This window comes from Micromonospora sp. DT227 (assembly GCF_049841835.1).
Classification (GTDB): Bacteria; Actinomycetota; Actinomycetes; order Mycobacteriales; family Micromonosporaceae; genus Micromonospora.
Window position 1 is genome coordinate 114,009 of the sequence record NZ_JBNCLA010000005.1, and the last position, 17,889, is coordinate 131,897.

At 73.2% G+C, this 17,889-nt stretch carries 20 protein-coding genes; 13 read left to right on the forward strand and 7 right to left on the reverse strand.

Annotated elements, in window-relative coordinates:
- The first annotated feature begins 97 nt into the window (after nt 1-97).
- Nucleotides 98-637: a GNAT family N-acetyltransferase gene (locus tag ACLQ2W_RS18625; RefSeq protein ID WP_425787525.1), complete on the forward strand. Its 540-nt coding sequence runs from the start codon at nt 98-100 to the stop codon at nt 635-637.
- 21 nt (nt 638-658) lie between these two features.
- Here the strand turns inward: ACLQ2W_RS18625 and ACLQ2W_RS18630 are convergent, their stop codons facing one another.
- From ACLQ2W_RS18630 to ACLQ2W_RS18660, 7 genes are all read right to left on the reverse strand, one after another.
- Complete coding sequence (locus ACLQ2W_RS18630) at nt 659-1,603, reverse strand: NADP-dependent oxidoreductase (RefSeq protein WP_425787526.1); 945 nt, start codon at nt 1,601-1,603, stop codon at nt 659-661.
- Between the two features lie 78 nt (nt 1,604-1,681).
- Complete coding sequence (locus ACLQ2W_RS18635) at nt 1,682-2,536, reverse strand: helix-turn-helix domain-containing protein (RefSeq protein WP_425787527.1); 855 nt, start codon at nt 2,534-2,536, stop codon at nt 1,682-1,684.
- A 51-nt stretch (nt 2,537-2,587) separates the two neighbouring features.
- On the reverse strand, nt 2,588-3,022 hold the full coding sequence (locus tag ACLQ2W_RS18640) for a type II toxin-antitoxin system VapC family toxin (RefSeq protein WP_425787869.1): 435 nt from the start codon (nt 3,020-3,022) through the stop codon (nt 2,588-2,590).
- The gene (locus tag ACLQ2W_RS18645) at nt 3,022-3,267 is read right to left on the reverse strand and encodes a FitA-like ribbon-helix-helix domain-containing protein (protein WP_425787528.1); all 246 of its coding nucleotides are present in this window, start codon (nt 3,265-3,267) and stop codon (nt 3,022-3,024) included. The genes ACLQ2W_RS18640 and ACLQ2W_RS18645 overlap by 1 nt, the downstream gene beginning before the upstream one ends.
- A gap of 78 nt (nt 3,268-3,345) precedes the next feature.
- Nucleotides 3,346-3,738 carry a type II toxin-antitoxin system VapC family toxin gene (locus ACLQ2W_RS18650; RefSeq protein WP_425787529.1) on the reverse strand — a complete coding sequence of 131 codons (393 nt, stop codon included), beginning with the start codon at nt 3,736-3,738 and terminating at the stop codon, nt 3,346-3,348.
- 148 nt (nt 3,739-3,886) lie between these two features.
- The gene (locus ACLQ2W_RS18655; protein WP_425787530.1) at nt 3,887-4,750 is read right to left on the reverse strand and encodes a MerR family transcriptional regulator; all 864 of its coding nucleotides are present in this window, start codon (nt 4,748-4,750) and stop codon (nt 3,887-3,889) included.
- Nucleotides 4,751-4,814: 64 nt separating this feature from the next.
- A complete protein-coding gene (locus ACLQ2W_RS18660) occupies nt 4,815-5,060 on the reverse strand; it encodes a flavin reductase (RefSeq protein ID WP_425787531.1) in 246 nt (81 codons plus the stop codon).
- A gap of 214 nt (nt 5,061-5,274) precedes the next feature.
- Here ACLQ2W_RS18660 and ACLQ2W_RS18665 point away from each other — a divergent pair, with 214 nt between their 5' ends.
- The 12 genes from ACLQ2W_RS18665 to ACLQ2W_RS18720 all read left to right on the forward strand — a co-directional run bounded on the left by ACLQ2W_RS18665 (nt 5,275) and on the right by ACLQ2W_RS18720 (nt 17,889).
- Nucleotides 5,275-6,078 carry a helix-turn-helix domain-containing protein gene (locus ACLQ2W_RS18665; RefSeq protein ID WP_425787532.1) on the forward strand — a complete coding sequence of 268 codons (804 nt, stop codon included), beginning with the start codon at nt 5,275-5,277 and terminating at the stop codon, nt 6,076-6,078.
- Nucleotides 6,069-6,257: a DUF397 domain-containing protein gene (locus ACLQ2W_RS18670; protein WP_425787533.1), complete on the forward strand. Its 189-nt coding sequence runs from the start codon at nt 6,069-6,071 to the stop codon at nt 6,255-6,257. The genes ACLQ2W_RS18665 and ACLQ2W_RS18670 overlap by 10 nt, the downstream gene beginning before the upstream one ends.
- Before the next feature lie 162 nt (nt 6,258-6,419).
- Nucleotides 6,420-7,436 carry a YihY/virulence factor BrkB family protein gene (locus ACLQ2W_RS18675; RefSeq protein WP_425787534.1) on the forward strand — a complete coding sequence of 339 codons (1,017 nt, stop codon included), beginning with the start codon at nt 6,420-6,422 and terminating at the stop codon, nt 7,434-7,436.
- Between the two features lie 205 nt (nt 7,437-7,641).
- On the forward strand, nt 7,642-8,820 hold the full coding sequence (locus ACLQ2W_RS18680; protein WP_425787535.1) for an ROK family protein: 1,179 nt from the start codon (nt 7,642-7,644) through the stop codon (nt 8,818-8,820).
- A 128-nt stretch (nt 8,821-8,948) separates the two neighbouring features.
- Nucleotides 8,949-10,514, forward strand: a complete 1,566-nt coding sequence (locus tag ACLQ2W_RS18685) for a sugar ABC transporter ATP-binding protein (protein WP_425787870.1) — start codon at nt 8,949-8,951, stop codon at nt 10,512-10,514.
- Entirely contained in the window at nt 10,511-11,596 is a 1,086-nt protein-coding gene (locus ACLQ2W_RS18690; protein ID WP_281937119.1) for an ABC transporter permease, read from the forward strand. Before ACLQ2W_RS18685 ends, ACLQ2W_RS18690 begins: the two co-directional genes overlap by 4 nt.
- 89 nt (nt 11,597-11,685) lie before the next feature.
- A complete protein-coding gene (locus ACLQ2W_RS18695; RefSeq protein WP_405090774.1) occupies nt 11,686-12,729 on the forward strand; it encodes a substrate-binding domain-containing protein in 1,044 nt (347 codons plus the stop codon).
- 55 nt (nt 12,730-12,784) lie between these two features.
- Nucleotides 12,785-13,981, forward strand: a complete 1,197-nt coding sequence (locus ACLQ2W_RS18700) for a Gfo/Idh/MocA family protein (RefSeq protein WP_425787871.1) — start codon at nt 12,785-12,787, stop codon at nt 13,979-13,981.
- Nucleotides 13,982-14,205: 224 nt separating this feature from the next.
- Nucleotides 14,206-15,342 (forward strand): inositol-3-phosphate synthase, encoded by a 1,137-nt coding sequence (locus tag ACLQ2W_RS18705; RefSeq protein WP_425787536.1) that lies wholly within the window; start codon nt 14,206-14,208, stop codon nt 15,340-15,342.
- Entirely contained in the window at nt 15,339-16,358 is a 1,020-nt protein-coding gene (locus ACLQ2W_RS18710; RefSeq protein ID WP_425787537.1) for an SCO3242 family prenyltransferase, read from the forward strand. The genes ACLQ2W_RS18705 and ACLQ2W_RS18710 overlap by 4 nt, the downstream gene beginning before the upstream one ends.
- Nucleotides 16,355-17,245 carry a sugar phosphate isomerase/epimerase family protein gene (locus ACLQ2W_RS18715; protein WP_425787538.1) on the forward strand — a complete coding sequence of 297 codons (891 nt, stop codon included), beginning with the start codon at nt 16,355-16,357 and terminating at the stop codon, nt 17,243-17,245. Before ACLQ2W_RS18710 ends, ACLQ2W_RS18715 begins: the two co-directional genes overlap by 4 nt.
- 38 nt (nt 17,246-17,283) lie before the next feature.
- A complete protein-coding gene (locus ACLQ2W_RS18720; protein ID WP_425787539.1) occupies nt 17,284-17,889 on the forward strand; it encodes an EboA domain-containing protein in 606 nt (201 codons plus the stop codon).

A 17,889-nucleotide genomic window follows, 5' to 3' on the forward strand; every position in this document is an offset into this window, starting at 1 on the left:
GCACCAGACACACCGCCACCCTAGGCGCGCCGGACGACCTCGCGGTGCCCCGGTTATCCGGTCGTGCGGGTTGCTCATCGGCTGTTAGCGTCGCGGGATGTTCGCCACCGACCGGGTCCGGTTGCGCCCGCCCACGCCCGACGACGCGCCGAGCATGTTCCGGCTGCACGGTGACCCCGAGCTGCACCTGCTCACCGACGACGAGCCGTTCCTGCCGCGCCACGTCGGGCAGGAACGGGCCCGGCTGGAGAAGCAGGTCACCGAGCCGCCAGACAGCCGCACCTGGGTGTCGTTCCTGGCTGAGACCGTGGCCGACGGCACGTTCCTCGGCGGGTGCACGCTGTGGGGGATCAGCGCGTTCGAGCGGTTCGCCCACCTCGGCATCTCGCTGGTGCCCGAGGCGCGTGGCCAGGGCTACGGGACCGAGGTCATCCGGCTGCTCTGCCGGTACGGCTTCCGCAGCCGCAACCTCCGCCGGCTGGAGTTGGAGACGCTGGCCGGCAACACCGCCATGCGGCGCACCGCCGAGGCGTGCGGCTTCGTCCACGAGGGCACCCAGCGGGAGCGCGCGTACGACGGCGACGGCTTCGCGGACCTGGTGCTCTACGGCCTGCTCCGGAGCGACTGGACGCCGTAGCCCAGCGACGTTGACGGCCTATCAAGCGGTGGGCGCGAGGACGACGGTCTTGCCGGGCAGTTCACCCGCGCCGGCCCGGGCGTGGAGCGCGGGCAGGTCGGCCAGCGCCACCCGCTCGGCGACGTCGACCCGCAGCTCGCCGGTACCGATCCGGGCGGCCAGGTCGGCGAGTTGGTCGGCGTCGCTGCGGACGAACAGGTCGATGCCACGCACGCCGCGCCCCTCGTCGGCGGGGGCAGGCATCCAAACGGTGGTGTTGACCAGGGCGCCGCCGTCGCGGATCAGCGTGACCAGCGCGGCGAGCTGTTCCGGGGCGACGGGTGCGAGGTTGAGGACGAGGTCGACCGGCTCGGTCACCGCAGCGGTCACGTCGATGCTGGTGTGGTCGATCACCTCGTCGGCACCGTTGGCCTGGACACGCTCGGCGCTGCGCGGGCTGGCCGTGGCGATCACGTGGGCGCCGACCTCCTTGGCGAGCTGGACCGCGTATCCGCCGACCGCTCCGCCGGCGCCGTTGACCAGCACCCGCTGACCGGCGGTCAGCTTGCCGTGGTCGAACAGCGCCTGCCACGCGGTGAGGCCCACCAGCGGGAACGCCGCCGCGTCGGCCAACGGGATGTTTCGGGGCGCACCGGTCAGGATCTCCGCCGGCGCGATCACGTACTCCGCCGCCGCCCCGGTTCCCGTCATCGGCAGGAAGCCGACGACCTGGTCGCCCACCGCGACGTCGGTCACGCCGGCACCGAGCGCGTCGACCGTGCCGGCGACGTCGAGGCCGGGGGTGTGCGGCAGCTCGACCGGGATCGGGCCCTGCATGAAGCCGGCGCGGATGTTGCCGTCGACGCCGTTGAACGACGTCGCTGCGACGCGGATCCGGACCTGACCGGCGCCGGGGGCGGGCTGCTCCACGTCCTCGTAGCGCAGGACCTCGGGACCGCCGAACTCGTGGAAACGCACTGCCCTCATCGCTGAACCTGCCTTCGTGGGCCGATGTGCCTCCGCGGTTGCCGGAGACGTCACCCAACTTCCCAGGATCCGGCGCGGTTAGCCTGGGCCGGGTTGGCCCACCCTGATGACGGCCGGTTCCCCGGCGACCGCGACGATCTCGGCCAGACGCGCCGCGTCGGCCGAGCCCGGCGCCGCGGTGAGCATCAGAGCCGACAGATCGTCGCCCGGGACGGAGAGCAGGCTGCCGACGAGCGTGACCGCGCCGACGTCCGGATGGATGAAGGCGGCGCTGCTCTCGTACGCCGCCACCGGTCGCGGCGCGCGCCACAGCGTGTCGAAGAGGCGGCTTCGGCTGCGCATCTCGTCCACCAGCGCGGCGAGCCGCGCATCGGCGGGGTAGCGCAACAGTGCGCTCCTGAGCTGGGCGGCGAGGATCGCCTCATGGTCGGTCGCGTCGTCCGCGGACTGCTTGAAGTCGTTGAACGGAGCGCAGAACGTGCGCCAGGCGATGTTCCACTCCCACGGCTCTCCGGTGAGATCCCAGTGCCCCAGGGCCAGGAACGCGCTGTTCACGGCCACCAGGTTCATCGCCGCGTCGGAGACGAACATCGGAGTGTCGGTGAACCGTTCCAGCAGCCGCGTCGCGCCCGGACCGACCTCGTTCGGCACCCGCCCGTCCGCGGCGGCGTACCCGGCCAGCGCGCAGAGCCGCTCGTAGTCTGCCCGCCCGGTCCGCAACGCACGGGCGATGGCGTTGACCACCCCGGCTGACGGATGGCTGCGGCCCTGCTCCAACCGGCGTACGTAGTCCGCCGACATGCCCGCGAGATCGCCAAGCTCCTCCCGCCGCAACCCCTGCGTCCGCCGCCGGCCGACCGGCAGCCCGACGGCCTCGGGTGCCGTGTTCTCCCGCAACTGGCGCACGGCGGCACCGAACTCGTGACGTTCCAAGGCCCAATTGTGCCCGGTCAGCGTGTCGACGCCTGCACGGATGCCGGCCGCTCAGCGGTCTTCGGCGGCCGTCCCCTGCCAGGGATCGACGACCTCGATGCCGGTGTCGGCGAAGTCCTTGGTGTTCCGGGTGGCCAGTGCGGCGACCTGAGTGCGGCAGATGGCCGCGATCTGGGCGTCGAAGCCGTCGATGGGCCGGCCGAGCCTGTCCCGGCCGGCCACCACGTCGGCGTAGGCGCCGGCTGCTGCGAGGTCGAAGGGCAGCACCTGGCGAGGGAACGCGGCGAAGATCTCGTTGGCCGCTTGTTGCAGGGAATCCCGGCGCTGGCCGTCCGGTAGCCGCGCGATCCCGTAGCGGATCTCGGCGACCGTGACGGCTGTGGTGTACAGGCCGGTGGCTGAACTCCGCCGGAGCCACGCCAGCACCACTGGCGCGGGCTCAGCCCGCATGAGTTCGGAGACGACGTTGGTGTCGAGAACGATCATCACTCGGGCAGGCTCGCCGCGCGGGGTCGAGTGGAACGGGCAGGTAGGTCCAGCTCGACGCCACCGAGCCCGGTGAACCGGGCGGTGAGCGCACTGAACAGGTCGGTTCCCGGTGCGTCCTCGGCAACGGCCGCGGTGAGGATGTCCCGGATCTCGGATTCCATGGACTTGCCGTGTTGCGCGGCGCGGATTCGCAGCTTTTCGCGGACCGCATCATCAAGATCTCTGATGCTGAGGGCTGCCACCAGTTTCCTCCCATCGGAGCCGATGAGAGCAATGCTAGCACTTCGTGGCGCGGGTGACCGCCGGCGCGGTGTCGCCGTTCAGACCTCCGTTGTCAGGACGTTCGGCAGGTCGCCGAAGCGTGCTTTGGCGTCCCGGCTCAGGACGATCCGTCCGGTTTCGGCTGCGTGGGCGGCAATGATCAGGTCGTGGGCGCCGCGCGGTGTCTCGGCGCGGCGTACGTGCGCGACGAGTCGGGCGTGGTGGGCGGCGGTCGCCTCGGTGTAGTCGAGGACGTCGACCGCGCTGACGATCGCCGCCAGCGCTCGCGCCCGGTCCGCCGCGCGGGCGACCGTGTCGGCCAGTTCGATGCCGACCCGGTATTCGGCGACGGTGACGGCGGCGATCGCCAGCTCGTCCTCATCGAGGGAGGCGCGGTCGAGCGAGCCGCGTTCGTAGGCGACGTTGGTGTCGAGGATCAGGCGTCGGCCCACGGATCCGTCCGTTCGGTCGTCACGTAGCCGAGGGCGTCGGCGATGTCCCGCTCGAAGTGATCGTCGGGCGACGGGACATCGGTCAGAGCGGCTCGAAGGTCTCGACCGGTGCGACGACGTGCTGGATGGATCTCCGCGATCGGGCGAATCAGACTCTTTCGGCCACGGTCGTGACGCGCACCGGCACCTGCATCTCGGTCACCCACCGGTCGAGGTCGTCCGGTGGGCAGTCCAGGTAGACCTCGCGAGCGAAGCCCGGCTCGATCGCCCGGTGGCCGTTGTCGTCGATCCAGGTGGCGATCTTCTGCCCGGTGCGGAACGCCTCCGACATCGGGCCGTGGTGCAGCGCGGTCGCCGCGTACGCGATGGGGGGAAGCGTGACCACCTCGAAGCCGGCGGCGGCGGACACCTCGGCCGATCCGACCGGGAAGGCCGCGTGCACCCGGATCGTCTCGTCGCCGGGCTCGGCCGGCGCTGGCTCGTACCAGGCGATCGGCGCGCCGGTGATGTCCACCCGGTGCTGCTCCAGCAGCTCCATCAGCCGGGGATAGAGCGGGCTGAGGTTCTCGGTGATCGACGTCGGGTGGTCGTAGCCGGCGGCGGTGCCGGACAGTTGCGCCACCCGGATCGCCGGGATGCTCTTCAGGACGACGTCTCCGGTGTCCATGTGTCCCTCGCTCTCGATCATGCGGAGTCGCGCGTCGACCTGGGCCAGGCGGGCGGTGTCCTGCCGCATGCGCGTGGCCAGCTCGGCCCGGCGCAGGCGCAGCATGCCGCGCAGCTCGGCGGGATCCACCTTCTCGTCGAGCAGCGTCTGCACCTGCTGGAGGCTGAAGCCCAGATCCTTCAGGGCGGTCACCCGGTTGAGCAGGCGTAGTTGCGCGGCGGTGTAGAACCGGTAACCGCTGTGCGGGTCGACGTGGGCGGGACGCAACAGGCCGATGGCGTCGTAGTGGCGCAGCATGCGCACCGACACCCGGCCCAGGCCGGCGAACTCTCCGATACTGAACATGGTCCCCTCACCTTCGGCCCTGACACGGTGTCAGGGTCAAGCCCCCGTTCGGCCGGGCGACCGGTCAACGGGCCCGCGCCCAGCCGACGAAGCGCTGCGCCAGGCCCTGCGGGGTGGGGCCGTCCCGGTCGGCGGCCAGGTCGGCGGTGGCCTCGCACAGCAGCGTGCCGAGATGCACCAGCAGCGCGATCCGGTCCTCGCGGTACTCACCGAGCAGCGCCAGCCGGGCGGGGGAGCACGGCCAGGCCGCGCCGCAGATCCGGCAGCGCCAGGACGGGCGGGCCGCGACGTGCGGACGGTACCGGGGCATGGGCGTACCTCCGTCGCAGTGGGAGGGGGCGTCGACGGACCTCGTCGTGCGCCGACGCCCCCGGCCTGGTTCCGCCCGCCGTCCGATCCCGTGAGCGGTTCCGCTGCGTGACAGTCTGGTGACGGCGCGACTACGGTGGGGCGTTCGGCACGGCGACGACCAGCGCGTCCGCCGGCCGGCTCCCGGGTGTGTCGAGGATGTACGGAGGCTGTCCGTGGAACTGTCGTCCATGCTGGAGCACTTCGCCGAGGAGCTGCGGCTCGCCCGCGCGGCCAACGGCATGTCCCAGGCGGCGTTGGCCGAGGCGCTGACGTATTCCGGCGCGCTGGTGGCCAAGGTGGAGACCTGTGAGCGCCGCCCGAGCCTGGACTTCGCCCGCCGCTGCGACACGGTGTTCGGCGTGGACGGCCGCTTCGAGCGCATCCAGCGGCGGATCGGCCGGGAAACCGTGGTGCCGTGGTTCCGCGACTGGCCCGGCATCGAGGCGGAGGCCACCGCGCTGCGCTGGTTCGAGCCGATCTGCGTGCCGGGCCTGCTCCAGACCGAGGGGTACGCCCGCGCGCTGCTCTCCGGCGGCCGGCTGTTCGCGCCGGACGAGGTGGAGCAGCAGGTGACGACGCGGCTGGACCGCCAACCGCTGCTCACCCGGGACCGGCCGCCGCTGCTCACCTTCGTCGTCGACGAGCACGTGCTGCGCCGGAGCGTCGGCGGGCCGGAGGTGATGCGCGAGCAGGTGCGCCACCTGGTGAAGGCCGGCACGGGGCTGCCCCGGGTACGGATCCACGTTGTGCCGCTCACTGTCGGTGCCTACGCTGGCGTCAGCGGCCCGTTCGTGATCGCCACCCCGCCGCACGGCGAGGACGTGGTCTACCAGGAGGGGCAGCTCCACGCGCAGGTGATCGACCGCGTCGACCACGTGCGGCAGATGGTCGAGGTGTGGGAGTCGGTCCGCGGTGAGGCACTGTCGCACCAGCAGTCCCTCGAATTCCTGACGGAGGTGGCGGAGACATGGACCTGAGCAACGCCCGGTGGCGCAAGAGCAGCCGCAGCAACGCCGCAGGCGGAGCCTGCGTGGAGGTGGCGGACGCCCGACCCGCCGAGGTCGCGGTGCGTGACTCCAAGGACCCGGCCGGCCCGGTGCTGGCCTTCGCGCCCGACGCCTGGCGCGCGTTCGTCGACCGGCTCCCCACCCGCTGACCACACCGGGGCGGTGTGACGGGGATGACCCCCGCCCGGCCGCCCCGCTCATGCGGCCCCGCCCGTTCCGGCGTACCGGCAGGTTGTCCGGGAGGTGGCTGGTTACCCGACCCGACCTCGGGGCAAGTCGTGCAGTGACGACACGACGACGAGGGAGGTGCGATGGCCAGCGACGAGTCTCCCGCCCGCGAGGGGCGCGAGCGCACCGGGCCGGTGGGGCCGGACGACGGTCCGGACAGCCCGACCGACCTGCCGGGTCCGGGCTGGGTGGCGACGCTCAAGCGGACCGTCCGGGAGTTCCAGGACGACAGCCTGACCGACTGGGCCGCCGCGCTCACCTACTACGGGGTGCTCTCGATCTTCCCCGGCGTGCTGGTGTTGATCTCCGTGCTCGGCCTGCTCGGTGAGCGGGCTACTAACGGCGTCCGGGACACGGTCGGCCAGGCGGTGCCGGAGGAGAACACCCGGAAGATCATCGAGAGCGCGATCGACCAGGCCGGCCAGTCCGGCGGGCTGGCGAGCATCGCGGCGGTGATCGGTCTGGTCGCCGCGTTCTGGTCGGCCTCCGGTTACGTCGCCGCGTTCATGCGCGCCTCGAACAGCATCTACGACGTGCCGGAGGGGCGGCCGATCTGGAAGACGCTGCCGATCCGGCTCGGCGTGACCGCGGTGATCGGCGTGATGCTGCTGATCAGCGCCGTGATCGTGGTGTTCACCGGCGGGCTGGCCGAGCAGGCCGGCAACGCCATCGGGCTCGGCTCCACCGCGGTCACGGTGTGGAACATCGCCAAGTGGCCGGTGCTGTTGATGCTGGTCAGCCTGATGTTCGCGATCCTCTACTGGGCGTCGCCGAACGCCCGGCACGGCGGCTTCCGCTGGGTCAGCCCGGGCGGGATCCTGGCCGTGGTGCTCTGGCTGGTGGTGTCCGGCCTGTTCGCGCTCTACGTGAGCAACTTCGGCTCGTACAACAAGACGTACGGCGCGGTGGCCGGAGTGATCATCTTCCTGGTCTGGCTCTGGCTGAGCAACGTGGCCATCCTGCTCGGCGCCGAGTTCGACGCCGAGTTGGAGCGCAGCCGCGCCATCGCCGCCGGCCTCCCCGAGGACAAGGAGCCCTACGTCGAGCTGCGCGACGACCGCAAGCTGCGGAAGAAGCGCAACGCGCCCGCACCACGCTGACCTCGAACGCCGCCGCCCCGCCCGGTCGAACCGGGCGGGGTAGCGCGTTTTCATGATCCGGAAGGCGCTTTTGTTCATACGGACAGAAGTTTTCGCCAAATGCGCTGAAGCTATGGACAGGCGACCCGGAAGGCTCCTACTGTGTCGGACACAACACCTCGGCATTGCGTCGATGTGAACGACTCCGATGCGGAGGTGACTGCCGGTGCGGACGGTCGATCCCCTGCACGTACGGCTCCTGCGGCTGCTCCGGGACCAGGGCGCGATCTCCCGCGCCGAGCTCGGTGACCGCCTCCAGATGCCCCGCCCGCGGCTGCTCGCCGAGTTGGAGCGGCTGGTCTCCCTCGGCTACGTGGCCGAGGCCGGGTTGGCCGCCTCCCGGGGCGGACGCCGCTCCACGCTGGTCGAGCTGAGCCCGCACCTGCGCTTCGCCTCGGTCGACCTGGGCGCCAGCTCGATCGACGTCGAGGTGGTCAACGGCCGGCTGGAGCCGGTCACCGCGTACACCGAACCGGCGGACATCCGCTCCGGCCCCAAGGTGACCCTGCAACGGGTCAACGACCTGCTGCACAAGGCCAAGGTGGACGGCGCGTACGAGCGGCTCGACGCGATCGGCATCGGCGTGCCCGGCCCGGTGAGCTTCCGCGACGGGGTGCCGGTCTCGCCACCGATCATGCCGGGCTGGGACCGCTTCCCGGTCCGCGAGCTGCTGACCCGCGAGCACGGCTGCCCGGCCGTGGTCGACAACGACGTCAACATCATGGCGATCGGCGAGCGGCACGGCGGCGTCGCCCACTCGGTCGACGACTTCCTCTTCATCAAGATCGGCACCGGCATCGGCTGCGGCATCTACCTGCACGGCGAGGTCTACCGGGGCACCGACGGCTGCGCCGGCGACATCGGCCACATCCAGGTCGACCCGAACGGCCCGATGTGCTCCTGCGGCAACCTCGGCTGCCTGGAGGCGGTGTTCAGCGGCGCGGCACTGGCCCGGGAGGCGACCGCCGCGGCCCGCGCTGAGGTCTCACCGGCCCTGGTCGAGCGGCTCGCCGCCCGGGGCGCGGTGACCGCGCTGGACGTGGCGCAGGGCGCGATCGAGGGCGACGTCACCTGCATCCAGCTCATCCGCGACGGCGGCCGGCGGGTCGGCAGCGTGCTGGCCGGGCTGGTCAGCTTCACCAACCCGTCCATGATCGTGATCGGCGGCGGGCTCGCGCAGCTCGGCCACATTCTGCTCGCCGAGATCCGCAGCGTGGTCTACCGCCGCTCGCTGCCGCTGGCCACCGGCAACCTGCCGGTCGTCCTCTCCGAGCTGGGCCCGCGCGCCGGCGTCGCCGGCGCGGCCGTGCTCGCCAGCGACGTCGCGTTCGGGGAAGCCGCATGACCGAGCGCACCGAGCGGAGCGAGGGCCGTGAGGGCATGCCCGACCAGCACGGCATGACCGAGCGCACCGAGCGGAGCGAGGGCCGTGAGGGCATGCCCGACCAGCACCGCATGACCGAGGAGGGGGAGATGACCGGGAAGGAACCGCTGGTCGAGGCGCCCGCCGACGCCGTCGCGGGCGAGGTGGTGCTGCGCCTCACCGACGTGGTGAAGACGTTTCCCGGCGTACGCGCGCTGGGCGGCGTGCAGTTGGAGGTGCGGGCCGGCGAGGTGCACTGCCTGCTGGGGCAGAACGGCGCCGGCAAGTCCACCCTGATCAAGGTGCTCGCCGGTGTGCACCGGCCGGATTCCGGCGAGGTGGTGTGGCGCGGCGAACCGGCCGCGTTCGCCAACCCGCAGGCCGCCATGCGCGCCGGCATCGCCACCATCTACCAGGAACTCGACCTGGTCGACGACCTGTCGGTGGCGGAGAACGCGTTCCTCGGCCACGAGCCGCGCCGGCTCGGCTTCGTCAGGCGCGGGCACATGGCCCGGCGGACCCGGCAGATCCTGGCCCGGCTGGGTCACGCGGAGATCCCGCCCGGGCGGCTGGTGCGGCACCTGCCGGCGGCCGGCAAGCAGATCGTCAGCATGGCCCGGGCGCTGTCCCACGAGGCCCGACTGATCATCATGGACGAGCCGAGCGCGGTGCTGGCCCACGACGAGGTGGGCAACCTGTTCCGGATCATCCGGGAACTCACCGCGCAGGGCATCGCGGTCATCTACATCTCGCACCGGATGGAGGAGATCCGCGAGATCGGCGACCGGGTGACCGTACTCAAGGACGGCCGGACCACGGCGGCGAGCCTGCCGGCGCGCGACACCCCGACCCGCGACCTGGTCGCCCGGATGACCGGGCGGACCATCGAGTACGTCTTCCCGCAGCGCCCGGCCGACGACCGTGCCGGCGCGGAGCTGCTCCGGGTGGACGGGCTGACCCGGCACGGCGAGTTCGCCGACGTCTCGCTCGGCGTGCGGGCCGGGGAGATCGTCGGGATCGCCGGGCTGGTCGGTTCCGGCCGCTCCGAGCTGCTGGAGACCATCTTCGGGGCCCGCCGGGCGCACGCCGGGACGGTCCGGCTGGCCGGCCAGGCACTGCGGCCGGGCAGCGTGGGCGCGGCGGTCCGGGCCGGCATGGGCATGGCCCCGGAGGAGCGTAAGAGCCAGGCGTTGCTCCTCGGCGAGCCGATCTACCGCAACGTCACGCTCGCCACGTTCGGCAGGTACGCCCGCCTGGGCTTCACCGACGCCGGGCGGGAACGGGCCGAGGCGGACCGGATCGCCGCCGCGCTGGAGCTGCGCCCCCGGGACGTTCGCCGGCCGGTGCGCACACTCTCCGGCGGCAACCAGCAGAAGGTGGTGGTCGGCCGGTGGCTGCTCGGGGACACCCGGCTGTTGCTGCTCGACGAGCCGACCCGGGGCGTGGACGTGGGCGCCCGCGCCGAGCTGTACCAGGTGATCCGCGACCTGGCCGCCCGGGGCGTCGGGGTGCTGCTGGTCTCCAGCGAGGTGCCCGAGGTGCTGGGCCTGGCCGACCGGGTGCTGGTGATGCGGGAGGGCCGGGTGGTTCGGGAGGCCCCGGCCGGCGAACTCGACGAGAACACCGTGCTCGACCTCGTGATGGCGGGGTCCCTCATGGAAGGCGCACCGGCATGAGCGATACCCACACCACGCTGCCCGCGCAGTCGCCGCCGGTGGACCGGGCGGAGACCGCCAAGGTCGACGCGCCGGCCCGGCTCTCCTGGTGGCGCGGCGACGGCGGGGAGGGCGCGAAGCGCAACCTCGGCCTGCTGGCCACGCTTGTGGTGCTGGTGGTCATCGGCATCCTGACCCGCCCCGACCTGTACGGCGACCCGAACTGGGTGTGGGGCAACACGCTCACCATCCTCAAGCTCGCCTCGGTGGTCGGCGTGGTCACCGTCGGCATGACCTTCGTGATCATCGGTGGCGGCATCGACCTGTCGGTCGGCGCGATCGTGGCGCTGGCCGGCGTCTGGTCCACCACGCTCGCCACCCAGAGCTACGGCGCCGGCGGCATGATCTTCAGCGCGCTCACCGTCGGGCTGGCCGTCGGCGTGGTCAACGGCCTGCTCATCTCGTACGGGCGGCTGGTGCCGTTCATCGCCACGCTGGCCATGCTGGTGGCCGCCCGAGGGCTGGCGGCGGAGATCTCCGACAAGCAGACCCAGGTCTCCACCAGCTCGTTCATCAACGGCATCGCCACCACCAACGTGCTCGGCATCCCGCTGCTCGTCTACATCCTGATCGCGGTGGTGGCGGCCGGGTGGGTGCTGCTCAACCGGACCACGTTCGGCCGCCGCACGGTGGCGGTCGGCGGCAACCCGGAGGCGGCCCGGCTCGCCGGCATCAACGTACGCCGGCACACCGTGCTGCTCTACGCGCTCTCCGGCCTCTGCTGCGGCATCGCCGCGGTGATGCTGACCGCGCAGGCCACCTCCGCCCAGGCGGCGATGGCCAACCTCTACGAGCTGGACGCGATCGCCGCCGCGATCATCGGCGGCACGCTGCTCAGCGGCGGGCGGGGCACCATCATCGGCTCCCTGCTCGGGGTGATCATCTTCTCCACGATCACCAACCTGTTCGCCATCAACAACCTCTCCGCCGAGGCCCAGAACATGGTCAAGGGCGGCATCATCGTCGCCGCCGTCCTGGTCCAGCAGGTGCAGTTCCGCAGCCTGACCCAGTTCCTCGCCCGCAACCGGGCCACCACCACCTGACCCACCGCACCACCAGGCCGCCGTCGCGCAGACGGTGGCCCGGCCCACCGCACCCGAAATCACCCCCACCACCTCATCAGGGAGCCGTCATGACAAGTGACCTGTCACGCCGCCGGTTGCTCTTCGGCGGGGCCGCCGTCTCCGCCGGGGTGCTGCTCGCCGGCTGCACGAGCAACGAGCAGTCCCCGACCGAGGCGCAGACCAAGGCCGCCGCGACCGGCGCCGCCGCCGAACCGGGCAAGAAGGTGACCATCGGCTTCTCCGCCCCGGCCGCCGACCACGGTTGGATCGCCGCCATCACCAACAACGCCAAGGCGCAGGCCGGGGCGTACTCCGACGTGGAGCTGAAGTCGGTGGAGGCCGGCGCGGACGCGGCGGCCCAGCGGGCGGCGCTGTCCACGCTGATCTCCCAGAAGCCGGACGTGATCGTCCTGCTGCCGCACGACGGCAAGGAACTCAACGCGTTCGGCCTGGAGGCGATGAAGGCCGGCATCCCGGTGGTCAACCTGGACCGGGCGTTCCCCGACCCCAAGGCATACCGGCTCCAGATCAAGGGCGACAACTACGGCATGGGGGTGGCCGCCGCCACCTACATCGCCGAGCAGCTCAAGGCGAAGGGCGTCAGCAACCCGGTGATCGGTGAGATCCCCGGCATCGAGTCGCTGGAGCTGACCCAGGAACGCTCCAAGGGCTTCGCCGACACGCTCGCCTCGTACGGGCTGAAGGTGGCCAACCGCCGGCCGGCCGAGTTCACCGTGGACTCCGGCCAGCAGGCCGCCACCGGGCTGTTCCAGGCGCTGCCGAAGATCGACGCGGTCTGGAACCACGACGACGACCAGGGCATCGGCGTGCTCGCCGCCGTCACCCAGGCCAACCGCAAGGAGTTCTTCATGGTCGGCGGCGCCGGCTCGAAGAAGGCCATGGAGGACATCGCCGCCGACAACACGGTGCTGAAGGCGACCGTCACCTACAGCCCGTCGATGGCCTCCTCGGCCATCTCCCTGGCCCGGCTGATCGGGCAGGGCAAGGGCATGTCCGACCTGGTGGAACTCCAGGTACCGAAGGAGATCGTGCTCTCCTCCGAGACGATCACCAAGGAGAACTCGGGCGACTACCTGAAGCTCGGGTTCTGACACACACGGGGGGAGACCCAGCTTGTCCAGTCACGACAGCATCCTGCGGGTCGGCATGGTCGGCTACGCGTTCATGGGCGCCGCGCACTCGCAGGCGTGGCGCACCGTGAACCGCGTGTTCGACCTGCCGGCGCGGGTGCGGATGGCGCTCGTCTGCGGCCGGGACGAACCGAAGGTGGCCGAGGCCGCCGACCGGCTCGGCTGGGACGGGTACACCACCGACTGGCGGCGACTCGTCGAGTCCGACGAGATCGACGTGGTGGACATCTGCACGCCGGGGGACAGCCACCGCGAGATCGCCCTCGCCGCGTTGGCCGCGGGCAAGCACGTGCTGTGCGAGAAGCCGCTGGCCAACACCGTCGCCGAGGCCCGGGAGATGACCGCCGCCGCGGCCCGGGCCCGGGCGTCCGGGGTCCGCGCGATGTGCGGCTTCAACTACCGGCGGGTGCCCGCGGTCGCCCTGATGCGGCAGCTCGTCGCCGACGGGCGGCTCGGCGAGATCCGGCACGTCCGGGCGGTCTACCTCCAGGACTGGATCGTCGATCCGCAGTTCCCGCTGGTGTGGCGGTTGCAGAAGGACCGGGCGGGCTCCGGCGCGCTGGGCGACATCGGCGCGCACATCATCGATCTGACCCAGTACGTCACCGGGCAGCTCGTCAGCGGGGTCAGCGCGCTCACCGAGACGTTTGTCAAGCAGCGGCCGTTGCCGGCCGGGTCGAGCGGCCTGGCCGCGCAGGCCGACGGCAACGGCCGGGGCACCGGTGCGGTCACCGTGGACGACGCCGCGGTCTTCGTGGCCCGGCTCGACGGTGGCGCGCTCGCCACGTACGAGGCGACCCGCTTCGCCACCGGCCGCAAGAACGCGCTGCGGGTCGAGATCAACGGCTCACGCGGCAGCGTGGTGTTCGACCTGGAACGCCTCAACGAACTGGAGTTCCTGGACGCCACCCGGCCCGCCGCCGAGCAGGGGTTCAGCCGGATCCTGGTGACCGAGCCGGAGCATCCGTACCTGGACGCGTGGTGGCCGCCCGGCCACATCATCGGCTACGAGCACTCCTTCACGCACCAGATGCGCGACTTCGTCGAGGCGGTCGCCACCGCAACCGACCCGACCCCGTCGTTCGCCGACGCGTTGCAGGTGCAGCTCGTACTGGACGCGGTCGAGCGCTCCGCCGCCGACGCCGCCTTCACGGAGGTGGCGAAGGAAGGGGCCCCGCTTAACGCCTCCGGTAGAGGAGGGGGCCCCGCTTAACCATCCGCCCACTCCGCGCGGCGCGGGAGCGCCGCCGACACCCTTCCGGCGCCGGCCGGCGAGGGCCCACCGCGGTTGCGCCCCGCGACGGGCACGAGGCCGGCGTCGGGGAGCGTGCCGCCGGAGTCCTCCGGGGGGCACGACCAGCACGGCCCTCCGGTGCGGCCGGACCGGGATTCCCCGGCCGCACCGGTGGACCGGCACCGACCTGGGGAGGTAACGCGATGCGTACGGGTGTCTGGCTGGTGGGAGCACGTGGTTCGGTCGCGACCACAAGCGTGGTCGGGGCGCTCGCCCTACGGGCCGGGCTCACCGCACCGACCGGCTGCGTCACCGAACTGCCCGACCTGCGGGGTCCCGCGCTGCCGGGCCTCGCCGACCTCGTCTTCGGCGGCCACGACGTGGTCGCCACCCCGCTGACCAAACGCGCCGAGGCGCTCGCCGTCGCCGGCGTGCTGCCCGGCCGGCTCGCCGACGCCGTCGCGCCGGAGCTGGCCGACGTCGAGGCGGCGCTGCGACCCGCGCCGATCGAGGGCGACCCGGCCACGCGGATCGCCGCCGTGGTCGACGACCTGACCGACTTCCGCCGCCGCTACGACCTGGACCGGGTGGTGGTGGTCAACGTGGCCGCCACCGAGCCGGCGCCCGCCCCGCACCCGGCCCACCACGACCTGACCGCGCTGCGCGCCGCGCTCGACGTGCTGCCGGCCAGCTCCCGGTACGCGTACGCGGCGTTCACCGCCGGCTGCCCGTACGTCGACTTCACCCCGTCCACCGGCGCCCGGCTGCCGGCGCTGGCCGCGTTGGCCGACGAGCGCGGCCTGCCGTACGCCGGGCACGACGGCAAGACCGGCGAGACGCTGCTCAAGTCGGTGCTCGCGCCGATGTTCGCGATGCGGCACCTGGCGGTGCGTTCCTGGTCCGGGACGAACCTGCTCGGCGGCGGCGACGGCGCGACACTCGCCGAGCCGGCCGCCAACGCCGCCAAGGTGGGCAGCAAGCAGCGGGTGCTCGCCGAGACGCTCGGCTACCTGCCGCAGGGCAGCACCCGGATCGACTACGTCGAGGAGCTGGGCGACTTCAAGACCGCCTGGGACCTGGTCACGTTCGCCGGCTTCCTGGGCACCGGGATGCGGATGGAGTTCACCTGGCACGGCTGCGACTCGGCGCTGGCCGCCCCGCTGGTGCTCGACCTGGCCCGGCTGACCGCCGCCGCGCACGCCGCCGGCCGCCAAGGCCCCCTCGCCGAGCTGGCGTTCTTCTTCAAGGACCCGCTCGGCGACACCGGCCACGCGCTCGGTGAGCAGTGGGCGGTGCTGTGCGACTTCGTGGCCGGCCTGCACGCGGAGGCGGCCCGGTGACCCGGCTCGCCGACCTGGCCGAGCTGGTCCGCGCGCCGGCCGCGCTCTCCGTGCCCGGGGACGTGCTGGCCGGGGCCGCGTCGGCCGGGACGCTCGGCCGGCGTACGCCCGCGTTGGCCGGCGCGTCGGTGCTGCTCTACTGGGCCGGGATGGCCGCCAACGACTGGGCGGACCGGCGGCTCGACGCGGTGGAGCGCCCGGAGCGGCCGATCCCGTCCGGCCGGGTCCGCCCCACCGTCGCGCTCGGCCTGGCCGGCGGCCTGACCGCCGCCGGCCTCGCCGTCGCCACCGCCGCCGGGGGCGTCCGCGCGGCGGCCGTCGCGGTCCCGCTCGCGGCCACCATCTGGGGGTACGACCTGCGCGCGAAGGACACCACGGCCGGTCCCGCCGTGATGGCCGCCTGCCGAGGGCTGGACGTGCTGCTCGGCGCGACCACGACCCCGACCGCCCGGGGATGCGCCGCAGGCGGCGACCGGTGGCCCGGCGGCGGACCGTCCGGCACCGGCTGCGGCCGGGGTGCCGGCGGGTCGGGCGGGAGCGTCGGACCGGCGTTGCTGCGGGCGCTGCCGGCGGCGCTTACCGTCGCCGCGCACACCTGGACCGTCACCGCGCTGTCCCGCCGCGAGGTGACCGGGGTGGCGGACCGGCGGTTGCCGGGCCTCACCCTGGCCGGCACCGCGCTGATCGCGCTCGCCGCCCCGGGCCGGCCGACCGTGTTAAGCGGGGCCCCCTCCTCTACCGAATGCGTTAAGCGGGGGCCCTTCCTTCGGCTCGGTGCGGTGGTGCCGGTGGCGCTCGCGGCCGGCTACGCCGTGCGGTACGGGCGGGCGCAGGCCCGGGTGCTCGCCGACCCGTCGCCGGCCCGGGTGCGCGCCGCGGTCGGCGCCGGCATCACCGGGCTGCCCGCGTTGCAGGGCGCGCTGACCGCCCGCGCCGGTGTCGGGCTGCTCGGCCTCGCGGTGGCCGCCGCCGCGCCGCTCGGCCGCCGCCTGGCCCGGCTGGTCTCGCCGACATGACCACCGGGACGCCGGCCGCCGCGCCCCGCCGGCCCGCGCCGAGCCGGCTGCGGTTCGGGTACGGCACCAACGGCTTCGCCAACCACCGGCTCGACGACGCGCTCGCGGTGCTCGCCGACCTCGGCTACGAGGGTGTGGCGCTCACCCTGGACCACGACCACCTGGACCCGTTCGCCAGCGGGCTGGCCGGCCGGGTCGCCGCCGTGCGCCGCCGGCTGGACGCGCTCGGGTTGGCCGTGGTGGTCGAGACCGGCGCCCGCTACCTGCTCGACCCGTGGCACAAGCACGCCCCGACGCTGCTGCACGACGAGCCGGGCCGCCGCGTCGAGTTCCTCCGCCGGGCGGTCCGGATCGGCGCGGACCTGGGCGCGGAGGCGGTCTCCTGCTGGGCCGGCGTACGCCCGCCGGAGGTGCCGCCACCGGTCGCGTGGGAGCGCCTGGTCGCCGGCTGCGCCACGGTCTGCGCCGAGGCGGCGGCGGCCGGCGTGCCGCTCGGCTTCGAACCCGAGCCCGGCATGCTGGTCGAGGACATCGCCGGCTGGTGGCGGCTGCGCGACGCGCTCGACGCGCCGCCCGGCTTCGGCATCACGCTCGACATCGGACACTGCCGCTGCCTGGAACCGCTGCCGGTGCCCGACTGCGTGGCGGCGGTCGCCGACCACCTGGTCAACGTGCAGATCGACGACATGCGCCGGGGCGTGCACGAGCACCTGGAGTTCGGCACCGGGGAGATCGACTTCCCGCCGGTGCTGGCCGCGCTGGCCGACGCCGGCTACCAGGGGCTGGTCGCGGTGGAACTGCCCCGGCACTCGCACGCCGCCCCGACCGTCGCCGCCCGCTCACTCGAGTTCCTGCGCGCCGCCGCCCGGCGCGGCGAGGGGCGGTGAGGCGACCACCATCCACCACCCGGCAGAGGGGAGACGGCATGACACCCGACCGACTGCGCGCCGCGCTGCGGGGCGTACCCGATCCGCAGTGGCTGGACGCGGCGTTGCGCCGCGTCGCGACCGAACCCGCGGCGATCCCGCGCTACTTCGCCGCCGCCGCCCGGCGGTGCGGGCGCGGGCCGGTGCCCGACCCGCCCGGCTGGACGGTCGACGAGGCGGCCCGCGCGTTGCTGCTCACCGCGTTGCCCACCGGGCACGCCGGCGTGGCCGAGACGCTCTACCGGGAGGGCGACGCGGCCGAGAGACGGGCCGTGCTGCGGGCACTGCCGCTGCTGCCGATCGGGGCGGAGTGCGTGCCGCTGCTGCACGACGCGATCCGCACCAACGACACCCGGCTGGTCGCCGCCGCGCTCGGCCCCTACGCCCGGCACCTGGAACAGCCGGCCTGGCGGCAGGCGGTGCTCAAGTGCGTGTTCACCGGCGTGCCGCTGGGCGTGGTCGACAGCCTGACCGACCGGGCCGACGGCGAGCTGGCGCAGATGCTGGCCGGGTACGCCGCCGAGCGGCACGCCGCCGGCCGGAGCATGCCCGCCGACGCCGCCGACCTGCTGGACCGGCTCACCATCCCCACCACGGAGGCGTGA